A 13,846-nucleotide genomic window follows, 5' to 3' on the forward strand; every position below is an offset into this window, starting at 1 on the left:
TTGGTACCTTTTATTCCATTATAAAAATAGCCTTAGCCATTTATTTTATTTGACTAAGACTTTATTTACCTCGTATATATATTAACTTTCCATTATTCATTCCCCATAATTCATTAGCATAAGTCGCACAAGTATATGAATTGGTAGATATTATTATACATTTGTTATATTCATACGCTAACTTACAAAATATATTTATTATAATTTCAGTTGTACCTTCATCACAATCTTCTATGATATCATCAGATATTATTATATCTGGATCATTACATAAAGCTTTTGCAATAAAAACCTTTTTCTTTTCTGCTTTTGTGAGCTTATCTACTTTTTTTAATAATTTATCATTCTGTATTCCTACTATACTCAAAATATCTTCTACTTCTCTCATATTATTTTTATTAAGACGTAGTAACATATTATCCAAAACATTGATATCTTTTATTATATTGTAATCTTTAAAAATAGTACCTATATATTTATTTCTATATATATCTTTATTTATAGTTCTTAAATCTTTATTTTGATAAATAATATTTCCACTATCATAATTATCTAATCCAGCAATAACACCAAGTAACGTACTTCTATCTAAATCTGACTTACCTGTTATAACATATAACTTACCTTTTTCAAATTTAATATTAATATCTTTTAATATACATTTATTTATATATTTATTCATATATTTAAGATTTTCTACTTCTAATATATTCACTAAACTGCTCCTAATCTCTCTTACTAATTATGTCCATTAATCTATATTTGAAAATATTATAGACTTTTATAACACTTGTTAATATTAACATTATTAATAACACTGAAGTTATTGCAAATACATCATCTATACTTAACTTTAATATATATGCAACATCAAGATTCCTTTTCATATTAAAAATATAATTAAATACTACTTTTGATAGCTGTATACCTAATGGAACTCCTAAAATTAATGCTATACAAATCCAAATAGATGATTGATATATAAAACTTTTAGCTATCTTCAACTTTGAAATTCCACTTAATCTCAACACTACTATTTTATATTTTATTTTCTTAAGAACTAAAATTGAATTCAGTATAAGTAATATTCCTCCTATCGCAAACATTGTAAATGCAGCTGTAAAAACTGAATTATCTATATGATTCAAAGGCACTATATATTTTCTATATGATTCTTCATCAATAGAAACTATGTATATATCATCTAACCCCTTATCTCTTAATTCTTTTTCAAAGTTTTCTCTACTACTAGAATCCTTTAAAAAAAATTTAGCCTTTGTATAAATTCTAGCCATACCTGTATCTTCCTCCAACTTTGCCATAGAGTTATATGTAGTTACTACATTAGAAAATTCTACAGTATCAACAACAGAGACATCTTCATTAAGAATATATTGATATATACCCGCTACTTTTAATTTTATACTATTATTTTCTTCCCCCTTAATTCCATTATATACTGTTAATTCATCTCCTATTTTCAACATATTATACTGTGAAAATGCCTCACTAATAACACATTCTGTATCATCTTTAAATACAGTTCCTTCTTTCATCTTTACATTTGATACTTCTAGAAAGCTTTTATAATCACTATATCCACTAACTTCAGCATTTACACTAATTTTAGTATTGTATAATTCATACTCACTATCTTTCTCATTTATCCCATCAATATGTACCATCGTATTACCACTAAACAATACTTTATCTACATATTGTGATTTTGCAAATTCTAAATAATCCTTAGCAAAAATATCTTTTGTTTTACTTAATTGTGTTGCAATTCCAAGTTCATTTAACTTTTTTGTATCAATTGCTATCTGAACTTCTAAATCAAGTTTATTTTTATATTTTAATATTGCTTTATTAACACTTGAATGTATTATTAAAAATATAATAGTAGAAGAAATCATAAATATCATTATTACTATATTAATTAAACTATAAAACTTATTTTTACCTTTAGTCATATTCTTTAAAATACACACTTATATTCTCCTTATCTACATTCTTTAAATGCAAGATAAAATATAGATCCCTTATTTTCATCACTTTCTACCCAAATAAATCCATCACATAAATTACATACATGTTTTACCAAACTAAGACCTATGCCATAACCATCTTTATTCAATTCATTAATTCTATATCTATCATTAAAAATTCTTTTCATATTTGACTTACTTATACCAATTCCATTATCTTGTATTGATATTATTACACTGCCCTTTTCATTTTTGACGTTTACTCGTATTTCTCCACCTTCTCCATATTTAATGGCATTATCTAAAATATTTGATATAGCTCTATGAATCCACTTTTCTTTTCCTAGTATATTTGTATTTGAATCTTCATCAAAATCAAAAATTATATTATTATAAACTAAAGAATACTGGTCACATATCTGTGCACATACTAATACTACATCTATTTTGTACATTTCATTTTCATTTCTTGTATCACTAATGGCAAGTACGTCTTCTACAGTATTGGAAACTTTATTAATAATTCCTAGCAAATTTTTATTTTCTTCTAACTCAAGGCTAGTTCTAAGAATAGACATTGCATTCTTTTGTTCATGAGACAAATATGAATTTAATCTCTTATAATCTTCAATATTAGAATTAAATTTTTCTTTCATTTCTCTATATACCCTATTCATAACTGGATCTATCTTTAACACATCTATATTGCCTTCTATATTTTCTAAGTTATCAATTATCTTCATACTTTTTTTATAATGTAATCTTTTTAAAATATTAAAAAATATCAGATTAGACATCACTATAAATATAAAAAATATAATTGCAAAAATAATTAGCTTATTTTTTATTTCAACATTATATGTATCAATATCATAAATTGAATAATCTAATGATTTACTATATATATCTTCTCCGTAACTTGAATGATTTCTAATGATTTTTAATATATATCTTATTCCTAATATACATATAATTAATGCTATACTTATATATATAATTAACGTCTTAGTATTTTCGCTTTTTATTCTTCGCATATACAATATCCTATTCCTCTATTAGTTATTATGACTTCTTTTCCAGCAGCATCTTTTAACTTCTTTTTTAGTCTAGATATATGTACCCTCAATACCGATGATACTGGATCAAAATATTCATCGTATACATGCTCTGCTATATCTGAACCTGATACAATACTAGGATGTCTACTTGCAATATATTCTACTATTTCAAACTCCTTAACCCCTAGTTTTACTTCTTCATTATTTATGTATACCTTTCTTGATGAAGGATTTATTTTTAATATTCCTATTTCTATATTAGGATTTGTTCTACCATAAAATCTTCTTATAACAGCTTGTATTCTAGCCCTTAATTCTATAATCTGAAAAGGCTTTACTATATAATCATCAGCACCTAAATCCAATCCTCTTGCCAATTCATTAACACCATCTCTAGCTGTAATTATTATTATAGGTATATCTATCTTATTACTTCTAAAAAGCTGCAATATCTCTATGCCATCTTTATCTGGCAAATTTAAATCTAATAATATAATATCGTAGCTATTTACAAAGGCTTTTTCTTCGCCATCATATCCACAGTTTGCCACATCAACAACTAATCCTTCTTTTTCTAATCCTAACTTAAGGTTATATGCAAGCTCCTTATTATCCTCTATTATTAATACTCTCATAAAATTTTTCCTCCTAGTAACAAAATCAAGCCTCCTAGACAAACTATTGGCTTGATTCTCTCACTAACATATTATACTGTCTAATACTAATTCTTATACTATAAAATCGCTTATTCTGATCTTAAAGCTACTATTGGTTGTAACCTTGCAGCCTTACTTGCTGGTACTATAGAAAATACTATGCCCATAACTAAAGCAAATCCTACTGATGCAAAAATTACATTCCATGCTATATAAAATTCAGCACCAATTACATTGAAAATAGGTATTGATCCAAAAATTCCTATTATTGTTCCTAATGCTCCACCTATAAAACTTATAACTAAAGCTTCAATTAAAAATTGAGCTAATATATATTTTCTAGGTGATCCTAATGCTTTTCTTATACCTATTTCTTTTGTCCTTTCTGTAACAGATACCAACATCATATTCATTATTCCTATCCCTGCTACAAATAATGATATACTGGCTATGGCTCCTACTGTTAAATTCATAATAGTATCCATTGATTTCATGGAATCTATTGTTTCCTTATTACTTGATACAAAATATTCATTTTGTGACATGCCTTTTCCTTTAAAATAATTTTCAACTATACTCATTACCTCAATTACATTGTCTTTTGAAGTAGCCTTTATATTTATTTCAGATATTTCATTTAATCCTAAAACAACTTGAGATGTCTTAAAAGGCATATATACCGTATCATCCTCTGCTGTATCATAAGATGGATCTTTTTTATCTAATACCCCTATAACCTTATATGGTACCGACTTAATATTAATTGTATTCCCCACTGCATCTCCTGCTGGAAATAACTCATCTGCCACTATGCTCCCTAAAACTACAACTTTTGTTGTCTTATCATTATCAATAGGCATAATAAATCTGCCACTTTTAACTTTTAAATTATTCAACTTTATATAATTTTCATCTGTTCCAACTATCTGTTTGTCAATATCCTGTTGATTATAATTTATAGATTCCGATGAAGTTAACTTTGGTGATATGGATTTTATAATATCATTATTCTTAAGAATCTCTAGATCAGATTCACCTATTTTTTTCTCACTAAATACATTAGCATTTATCAAATCTAATGGAGTGGATTCGAAACTTTTATATATCTGCCTTTGGCTACTCATAGATACTGTTACAGATAAAATAACACTAGCTGTACCAATAGCTATACCTAGAATAGTAAGAAATGAACGTAACTTATTAGTCTTTATTTCTCCCAAAGACATTTTCAGTATTTGAAAAAACTTCACTTATAACACCTCCTACTTAAAAATTTCGCCATCCTTTATTTTTATTAATCTTTTAGCTCTTTTTGCAATTTCCATATCATGAGTTATCATAATTATAGTTTTACCCTCTTTATTTAAATCTTCTAATATCTCGAGAATTTCTTGACTTGTCTTGCTATCTAATGCTCCAGTTGGTTCATCGGCTAGAAGTATCATTGGATTTGTTCCCAATGCCCTAGCTATCGCTACTCTTTGCTGTTGACCTCCAGATAATTGATTTGGTTTATTATTTATCTTATCTTCTAATCCAACCTTCTTTAAACACTCTATAGCTATTGCTCTTCTTTCTTTTCGTGATTTTCCTTGATATATAAGAGGAAGTTCTACATTTTCCAAAGCTGTTAACTTATTTAACAAATTAAAATTTTGAAATATAAATCCTATTGTCCTATTTCTTATATTACTTAACTGATCTTCACTTAAAGAAGTTATACTTTTACCATTTAGTATATATTCTCCCTCGTCAACTAAATCTAGGCACCCAATAACATTCATAAATGTTGATTTTCCAGAACCTGATGGACCTATTATAGCTACAAACTCTCCTTTTTTTATATCTAATGAAATATTTTTTAAAACTGTAATCTTTTCATTACCAATACTATAAGTTTTTAATAAATTTCTAGCCTGTATTACATAATCACTCATAAATTTTCCTCTTAATCTTCATAGAAATTTTCTTCATCATAACTTAGTAATGATTCAGTAATTACCCTATCATTTTCAAAAAGTCCTTCTGTAACTTCTATATATTCTGAATCATTTTCTCCAACTTGAACATATTTTTTGTCATAGTTAGCTTCCATTGTTACATAATATCCATCATCATCTTTTTGAATTGCTGATATAGGAACTCGCAATATATCTTTCTTTTCACTTATTATTATTGTTCCTGTTACAGACATCCCGTCTATTAACTTTTGTAAAACTAAATCACTTTCTTCTACCCAACCATTAGTTGAATCATTAACTTTAATCTTGTACCAATTATCTTTTTTATCTATTATAGTAACTTTTTCATCCTTAACTAACATACCAATGCCTTTACTATTTGATGAATTACTTTCTCTAATAATTACATCATCTTTATATATCTTTGATTCTACAGCTTCACCATCCATTCCCTTTGATACAATGGCATTAGCTATTACCCAACCTACATTGTTATCTTCTCTCTTAACCCTTACCCAATTATTTTTTCTTTCTAATATTTCTACTTTTTCTCCCTTGTCTAGCTGCGTAACAACAGAATACTTTATATCTGGACCTTTCCTAAAGTTTAGTGAAGATTGAGTAACTTCACCAAGTTCAATTATAGGTTTAGATATTGCCACTTTAACTTCATATGAAGGATTCTCTTTTTCACTTGCTTTATTGGCTATTTCCGTTATAACTCCCTTTATATTCTCCTCTGGAAATACCTTTGAATTAATTTCAACTACCTGATTTACTTGCAATTTAGATATATCATACTGATTGACACTTAGCGTTATTATCATTGAATTTGGATTATTTTCATCACTTAATGAAACACTACCTCCAGCATCAACTACATTTCTTATATCACCTCTCTCAACATTCACTGAATTTGGTAATCGATCTAATAATTCTTCTTGCTGATTCGGTTTATATCTATTATCTATTTTTATATATGCTCCTACACCAACTAACAAACTTATTGAAACAGCCGTTATAATAGCAATTATCCTCTTTTTGTTCATAATACTTTCTTCCTCCTATAAACCTTCATCTAACTTATAAACAAACCTTAATGTACTACTAAGCTCCTTAATTTTGATATAAGTATATCATCTCAATGTTAATCTACTGTTTACAATGTTATTGACTGATTAAAAATTTTTTATAAAATCATGAATAATTTCAACTTAAACTACCCAAACTATGATTGTAAAACCAAACTGAATGTAGGAGGGAACAACGATGTCAAATCAAAGTAACCAAAGCATTCAATGTTCAGAGGCTTACGAAGGAAATGATGCTGGAGATAAGCCAATTAACACGTAAGGCTTATAGGACTTTACGTCTTATAAGCCGGTAAGGTTTTATAAAAAAAGAAGTTGTCACACAAAAATGTGGCAACTTTTTTTCTCTATATATTATTTTTTTTATTCATTCTATCAACATATTCTTGTTGTGAAAAAACACATCCACAATAGTTTTGACGATACAAATTGTACTTTTTTGATAATTCAACAGAAGTTTTATATCCATTATTCTTTTTAAAATCAGAATTAAGAAATTTAACATTATACTTATTTTCTAATTCTTCTCCAATAGAATTTATTAATTCAGCATTTTTTAGAGGACTTATTGTTAGTGTTGTAGTAAAATAATCAAATTTATTTAGCTTAGCATATTGAGCTGTTTTATCTAACCTTAGCATAAAACATTTTTCACACCTCTTACTACCTTCACCCATTTTCTCATAACCTCTAATAGAATCATAAAATAAATTACTTTCATATTTATTTTCTACTACCTTATAATTAAACCCCATTTCCTTTATAAGTCTAATTTGTTCCTCTAATCTTTTTATATATTCATTCTCTGGATAAATATTAGGATTAAAGAAAAAGACTTCTATCTGAAAATATTGGGATAAAAATTCAATAACATAAGAACTACATGGTGCACAACAACTATGTAACAGCAATGTTGGCTTTTTATTATTATCTATAATTTTATCAATTTCTATCAACATCTTTTTATTATAATTTTCCTTCATCTTTTTCCTCCTTAAAATTATTATACCATCATTCTAAACTTTTATCTTAGACTAATGTCAAGAATCATCATAAATGTATTACTAGTTCTAATTTTTTTATTTTATTTTCCTTCTGTATAAATTATTTTCTTAAATAAATCTTCACTTTGATATTTTTCAAAATATCAATAATGTAATTCGTATTCTATTCATCAATAAAATTAAAATGTAACCATTGCAATACTATTATAGATAATGAATTTCAATTATCTAAATTTGATTATTTAAGCAATGAGCAATTATATTTTATAGAAACCTTTATAAAATGTAGAGGAAATATAAAAGAAGTTGAAAAAGAACTAAGCATTTCATACCCAACAGTTAGAGCAAAGTTAGATGAAGTGATTAAAAACCTAGGTTACCCAGTAAAAGAAACTAAAGTTAAAGAAGATAGAAATGATGTCTTAACAGCTTTGGAAAATGGAGATATCTCTGTCGATGAAGCAATTAATAAATTAAAGAAGTGATAATTACTGGTACATTACCTATCGAGTGTATGAAGAAAACTCTGTAATATCTGAAACCATACCTTCACTAACTTAAAACCCATAAATATTTTCAATTTGATCGGAGATCTGACGTGTTGTTAATCTTTTAAATATTCTATTAATTCTTCTAATTCATTATCATCTTCATTTAATTTATTAAAGTCTTCTAAATCAGTTTTTATATCTTTTTCTACTTCCCTTTTAACATTTAATTCATTGATAATATATCCCATAGAAAATGTTGCTATTGAATAAAATGCATACGGTAATGATGAATTAATGTAATATGTTATTACCACTAATATACTTTTACTTACCACAATCTTACCTGATGCTACAAGTGATAATATATATACATGTGAATTATATATAGTTAATAATGTATATGTTAATATAATTATTGAAATAACATATAGTACCTTACTTATTAAATTTACATCTTTAAAATTTTTTACTTTCATACTTAATTCCTTCTAAAAACTTTATTGTTAATAATATAATTTTTATTAATTAATCTGTGTTAGCTTTTTATTTTTTAGAACAAGTACAACATCTACTTTTTTAGCTAATTCCTTACTATGAGTCACCACTATTACACACTTTCCATGTTTATGTGCACTTGTTTTTAATATTTCTATAATTTCATCAGCTGTATCACTATCTAAATTCCCCGTTGGCTCATCTGCTAATATTACTGGTGAATCTGTAACAAGTGTTCTTGCAATGGCAACACGCTGTTGCTGTCCACCTGATAGTTGTAATACGTTTCTATTAATTTCATCATCAGCTAACCCTAAATTGTTTAATATTTTCTTATTCACCTTTGGATTAACTATTTTTAAATTTTCTAAAGGAGTCATATAATCAATTAAATTATAATTTTGAAATATTAATGAAATATTGTTTTTTCTATGATTCTCATATCCCTTTACTTTTATATTTTGATTATTATATAATATTTCGCCATTTCTAGGTTCATCTAATCCAGCCAATAGTGATAATAACGTTGATTTTCCTGAACCCGAAGCCCCTAAAATAGCGTAAAGTTTTCCTTCTTCAAATTCCATGCTTATATCATTTAAAACTTTTTTTCCATTTTTATATGAATAATTAACTTTATTTAATGCTAAAATTGACATTTATTTTCCTCCTAGCTCATTTTGGATAATATTTCTTTTGGTTTTAATCTAATTATTGATGCTGATGATGCCATTACTGAAAGCATGATAATAACTGTTCCTATAACATATACATAAATTAATTCTTCAGCCTCTACTTTTACATCTATTTCATCTACTGTACGAGTTGCTAAAGAACTATTAACATCATTTCCTAATGAAAATCCTCCAAATCCACTTTGAACGTCTTGAACCGCTTGCTTACCTGCTTGTGCAACTATTGTATTTCCTATATTTTGTGAAATTACCTTACTTGAGAAATATGATCCTCCAAAAGCTAATATACTTATAAGTAATAATTCAATTATATATTGAGAAATAATATTAAACTTTGAAACTCCTATTGAAAGTAATATACCGGTTTCATGAACTCTTCCTTGAATCCAAAATGCTAACACTAATGAAAGTATTATTACTCCAGCTATTATTGCTCCAATTAAAACCATATTTATAATCTTATCTAAAGAATCAAAAGACTTAGATAAAGCTAAAAATGTATCTTCACTTTTTACTATTGTATACTTATTCCAATCAGTAGAAATATCTTCAATTTTTGATGTTACTTTATCTACATTAGTATCTGTATTGAAAGTAGCATTTGTATATTTTACATTTCCATCTGAATATCCATATAAAGTTTTAATAGTATCTACATCAGTAATTAAAAGATTTTCTGGCATTTCTAATTTATGCCCAGCTCTTTCAGTATTTTCACTTTCAAAAATACCTACAATTTCAAGGTCATAATCACTTTTAGATAAAGTTGATGCATTAAAATCTCCAGCACTCTTTGTTGCTTTTATAGTATCTCCAACTTTTAAATTATTTGCTTCTGCTAAATCCTTATGAATTAATACCTTGTTTTTATCAGTAGCAACAATATGTCTACCATCAATCAGCTTTAATGATTTACTTATAAACTTAATATCATATTCTGAACTTTTATGTGCTTCTACAGAAAAAAGTTTTTCATATTTATAATCATCATTATATTGAACTACATTTTTTTCAGGTTTTATATAATTTACATTTTCTAAATCTAAACCAGCTCCTTGAATTGCTGCATCATAATTCTTAACACCTTCTACCTTTGAAACCTTATCAATTAAATTTTCTGGAATTGTTCCTTCAAAATTACCCGCAAAATTAGCTTGTAATTCAAAAGTATTTGCCATATCCTTATTTGAATCTTGTCTTGCTATATTTGCTGCCTTTTTAATTGAAATTCCACTTAAAACTGCCGTTGCTATTCCAAATAATATAAATAACATAATAATACTTTTTATTTTTTTTCTTGTTATATATAATATTGATCTCTTAAATACATTCATATTTATGTCCTCCTTGTTTATTAACTTGAGTAGATTCTATCAACCTAATATAAAATATTTATGAAATTTAAAAATTAAGTTTATAAAATTCATTAAAAATCGTATTAATTAAATTATTTTTTATAAAAAAATAAGGATATTATTAATCTAATACCCGTTATTTTCTAACTATTTTATTTTTTGTTAAACATGAACAAATTTCAAATATTTAATTAAAATCAACTTCAAAACTCATTCCAGTTAATATTGATTTAAAAGAATAATCTAAATTATGCATTTCAAAAATTTGTCGAACTATGTATAATCCTAATCCATTCCCCCCACTACTCTTATTTCTATCAAAATCAACTCTATAAAATGCATCAAAAATATGTGCTAAATGTTCTTCTGAAATTGGCTTACAATCATTTTCTATAATAAGTTTTTTATCTTTTATATATATTCTTATTTCCTTTCCTTCATCAGTATAATTTACTGCATTAGAAATAATATTAGAAATTGCTTTAGTAAATAATTTTTCATCTACTTTAATATTAAAAGACTCTTTTAAATTCTTTTTAATATTAATTTTCTTTGACTTAGCTATTAATTTATATGGTTCTATGTTCTTTTGAACTAAACTACCTAAATCTAATACACTTTCATTTTTATTATTTATTATATTAAGTTTTGAAGTATCTAAAATTTCCTGAACCATTTTACTTAATTCACTAACTATATCCTTACATTTTTCTAAATATATATAATGATTTTTATATTTTCCTATATCATATAGCATATTTTCAATCATTATATACATACTCATTAGTGGTGTCTTAAGCTCATGTGATGCGCTTCTTAAAAAATCCACCTTAATTTTTTCAGATTCACTTACATTTTTTATTTCCTCTTCCAATGATACAATTGTATTTAATAAATTTTCATATAAACTATTTACATTAGCTGCTAATATTCCTATTTCATCTTCAGTTTTTACCTCACAAAAGGCTTCTTTATTTAAATTCTCCATTTTTTTTGTAACATCACAAATTTCTTTTATTGGAGTTGTAATTTTTCTTGCATATATATATGATGCAATAAGTGCTATAAGCAAGCTTATAAAAATAGAATATGGAAGTATTTTTAATATAATATCTCTTGTTTCTGTGAATGATTCTAAATCCATTACTATTTTAGCACTTCCATTTACATCATTACTTTTTTTAAAGTCTCTACTTTTTATTATTGATAAATTATTTATATTAATATATTGACCGAATATTTCTCCATTTTCATCATCAAAACTTTCTATAATATTTTCACCACTTAAATTAGGAATTATTAAAGAGTTTTCTGTAATTTCATCTTCATTAACATATATATCTACTTTGTGCATACCTTGAAATACCCTTTTTTCATCTCCTATAGTAAGTAAAACTTGAATATTATATTTTTCAGCAAAATTCTTTGCTATCTTAAATGATTCCTTATTATCAGATTTATTTACTTGTTCAATTAAATCTTCAATAATTTTATCAGCTTCCTTTTGTTTATTATTCACATATACCTTGGGTAATGCTAAATAAATTAAAACATTTGAAATTAAAATTATTACACTTATTATCCCCATGGTAAATATATATGTTTTTGAAAATAGTCTTAACTTATTCATCATTGCTCCTCAAATTTATATCCAATTCCCTTAACTGTTACTATACAATCTAATAACAACTTTTTTCTTATATTTTTAATATATACATCAATAACCCTATCATTTGGTGCTTCTTCAATCCTCCATAAATTATCTAAGATTTGTGCTCTTGTTAAAACCTTTCCCTTATACTTTAATAATAACTCTATTAATTTTATTTCCTTAGGTTTTAAATCAATATTTTTGCCATTCTTTCTTGCTGAATATCCTTCAAAATCAATTTCTATATCTCCATAACACCATTTTTTATTTTCACTAACTTTTACTCCTCTTCTAAGAAGTGCTTCTATTCTTTTATGTAAAACTATTATTGAAAATGGCTTTGTAATATAATCATCTGCCTCTTCATCAAAACTCATAATTTGGGTATAATCATCACTCATTGCTGTTAACATAATTACTGGAACATTGCTTTCTTGTCTAATTTTATTTAAAACAACAAATCCGTTAGCCTTTGGAAGCATTATATCTAAAATTACTAAATCAATTTTATTATTCTTAAATAATTCTATTGCTTGCATTCCATCTTCTGCACTTATAATGCTATATCCAACCTCTGCTAGATATTCACTTACGCCTTCCCTTATTTCTTTTTCATCTTCAACAATTAATATATTAATTTTCATTTATATTTTCCTCCATTTTATATAATATATATCAAAATGAATTTATTTTATAAATACATAATAACATAAAGTTTCAATTATATTATAAATATAAAAGTGCTAATTTCATAAATTAACACTCTTAACATTAAATTAATAATATTATTTACATACCAATTCCATATATAATTTATCACTAAATTTCTATATATAAAGGCTTAGTTAAATGATAATATCCTAAACCCTCTCCTTCTCAAATTCCCTTATTTATTAACCTAATTTAAGTAAAAACCTCATTTATTTATGGTACGGTTCTCCATTACTAATTCTAAATCCTCTATAAATCTGTTCTAACAACATCACTCTAAACAACTGATGTGGAAATGTCATCTTACTAAAGCAAAGACTATAATTGCCTCTCTTTAAAACCTTATCACTTAATCCAAGACTTCCTCCAATTACAAAACAAAGGTTACTATCTCCTCTTACAGCACATTGATCCATAAATTTTGATAATTCTTCTGACGATAACATTTTTCCTTTTAAGTCCAATGTTATTACATACATAGTATCTTTTATATGACTTAAGATTCTATCTCCTTCTCTATCCTTTATAATTAATTCTTCTTTTGCTGATGCATTATCTGGAGTTTGCTCATCTGGAAGTTCTATTATATTAAGCTTACAATATCTTGTTAATCTCTTTGCATACTCATCTATAGCTGATTTTAGATATTTTTCTTTTAACTTTCCTACAGAAATTACTGTTATATTCATA

Annotated in this window: 15 protein-coding genes; 1 reads left to right on the forward strand and 14 read right to left on the reverse strand. The window is 25.8% G+C overall.

Annotated features, from left to right (window positions below; genetic code table 11):
• Positions 1 to 61: 61 nt before the first annotated feature.
• The 8 genes from KQI30_RS05515 to KQI30_RS05550 all read right to left on the reverse strand — a co-directional run bounded on the left by KQI30_RS05515 (position 62) and on the right by KQI30_RS05550 (position 7,737).
• Positions 62 to 715 (reverse strand): ATP-binding cassette domain-containing protein, encoded by a 654-nt coding sequence (locus KQI30_RS05515; protein ID WP_216462255.1) that lies wholly within the window; start codon positions 713 to 715, stop codon positions 62 to 64.
• Positions 716 to 725: 10 nt separating this feature from the next.
• Positions 726 to 1,991 (reverse strand): ABC transporter permease, encoded by a 1,266-nt coding sequence (locus KQI30_RS05520; RefSeq protein ID WP_216462256.1) that lies wholly within the window; start codon positions 1,989 to 1,991, stop codon positions 726 to 728.
• A gap of 11 nt (positions 1,992 to 2,002) precedes the next feature.
• The gene (locus KQI30_RS05525) at positions 2,003 to 3,022 is read right to left on the reverse strand and encodes a sensor histidine kinase (RefSeq protein ID WP_216462257.1); all 1,020 of its coding nucleotides are present in this window, start codon (positions 3,020 to 3,022) and stop codon (positions 2,003 to 2,005) included.
• Complete coding sequence (locus KQI30_RS05530) at positions 3,010 to 3,681, reverse strand: response regulator transcription factor (RefSeq protein WP_216462258.1); 672 nt, start codon at positions 3,679 to 3,681, stop codon at positions 3,010 to 3,012. Before KQI30_RS05530 ends, KQI30_RS05525 begins: the two co-directional genes overlap by 13 nt.
• A 110-nt stretch (positions 3,682 to 3,791) precedes the next feature.
• Positions 3,792 to 4,952, reverse strand: a complete 1,161-nt coding sequence (locus tag KQI30_RS05535; protein WP_216462259.1) for an ABC transporter permease — start codon at positions 4,950 to 4,952, stop codon at positions 3,792 to 3,794.
• A 12-nt stretch (positions 4,953 to 4,964) separates the two neighbouring features.
• The gene (locus KQI30_RS05540) at positions 4,965 to 5,639 is read right to left on the reverse strand and encodes an ABC transporter ATP-binding protein (protein WP_216462260.1); all 675 of its coding nucleotides are present in this window, start codon (positions 5,637 to 5,639) and stop codon (positions 4,965 to 4,967) included.
• An 11-nt stretch (positions 5,640 to 5,650) separates the two neighbouring features.
• The gene (locus KQI30_RS05545) at positions 5,651 to 6,712 is read right to left on the reverse strand and encodes an SH3 domain-containing protein (protein WP_216462261.1); all 1,062 of its coding nucleotides are present in this window, start codon (positions 6,710 to 6,712) and stop codon (positions 5,651 to 5,653) included.
• Positions 6,713 to 7,101: 389 nt separating this feature from the next.
• Complete coding sequence (locus KQI30_RS05550; RefSeq protein WP_216462262.1) at positions 7,102 to 7,737, reverse strand: epoxyqueuosine reductase QueH; 636 nt, start codon at positions 7,735 to 7,737, stop codon at positions 7,102 to 7,104.
• 194 nt (positions 7,738 to 7,931) lie between these two features.
• Here KQI30_RS05550 and KQI30_RS05555 point away from each other — a divergent pair, with 194 nt between their 5' ends.
• Positions 7,932 to 8,243 (forward strand): DUF2089 domain-containing protein, encoded by a 312-nt coding sequence (locus KQI30_RS05555; protein ID WP_216462319.1) that lies wholly within the window; start codon positions 7,932 to 7,934, stop codon positions 8,241 to 8,243.
• A 119-nt stretch (positions 8,244 to 8,362) separates the two neighbouring features.
• On the opposite strand, the gene KQI30_RS05560 is transcribed toward KQI30_RS05555, so the two are convergent.
• The 6 genes from KQI30_RS05560 to rlmH form a co-directional block, all read right to left on the reverse strand.
• The gene (locus KQI30_RS05560) at positions 8,363 to 8,725 is read right to left on the reverse strand and encodes a hypothetical protein (protein ID WP_216462263.1); all 363 of its coding nucleotides are present in this window, start codon (positions 8,723 to 8,725) and stop codon (positions 8,363 to 8,365) included.
• Between the two features lie 45 nt (positions 8,726 to 8,770).
• Positions 8,771 to 9,403, reverse strand: a complete 633-nt coding sequence (locus tag KQI30_RS05565) for an ABC transporter ATP-binding protein (RefSeq protein WP_216462264.1) — start codon at positions 9,401 to 9,403, stop codon at positions 8,771 to 8,773.
• An 11-nt stretch (positions 9,404 to 9,414) separates the two neighbouring features.
• Positions 9,415 to 10,773 carry an ABC transporter permease gene (locus tag KQI30_RS05570; protein WP_216462265.1) on the reverse strand — a complete coding sequence of 453 codons (1,359 nt, stop codon included), beginning with the start codon at positions 10,771 to 10,773 and terminating at the stop codon, positions 9,415 to 9,417.
• Between the two features lie 208 nt (positions 10,774 to 10,981).
• Positions 10,982 to 12,424, reverse strand: coding sequence for a sensor histidine kinase (locus KQI30_RS05575; RefSeq protein WP_216462266.1), 1,443 nt, complete (start codon positions 12,422 to 12,424; stop codon positions 10,982 to 10,984).
• The gene (locus KQI30_RS05580) at positions 12,424 to 13,089 is read right to left on the reverse strand and encodes a response regulator transcription factor (protein ID WP_253287395.1); all 666 of its coding nucleotides are present in this window, start codon (positions 13,087 to 13,089) and stop codon (positions 12,424 to 12,426) included. Before KQI30_RS05580 ends, KQI30_RS05575 begins: the two co-directional genes overlap by 1 nt.
• A 276-nt stretch (positions 13,090 to 13,365) precedes the next feature.
• The gene (gene rlmH / locus KQI30_RS05585) at positions 13,366 to 13,845 is read right to left on the reverse strand and encodes a 23S rRNA (pseudouridine(1915)-N(3))-methyltransferase RlmH (RefSeq protein WP_216462267.1); all 480 of its coding nucleotides are present in this window, start codon (positions 13,843 to 13,845) and stop codon (positions 13,366 to 13,368) included.
• Between the last annotated feature and the right edge of the window lies 1 nt (position 13,846).

It is taken from the genome of Clostridium bornimense, from assembly GCF_018917145.1.
In the GTDB taxonomy this organism is placed as follows: domain Bacteria; phylum Bacillota; class Clostridia; order Clostridiales; family Clostridiaceae; genus Clostridium_AN; species Clostridium_AN bornimense_A.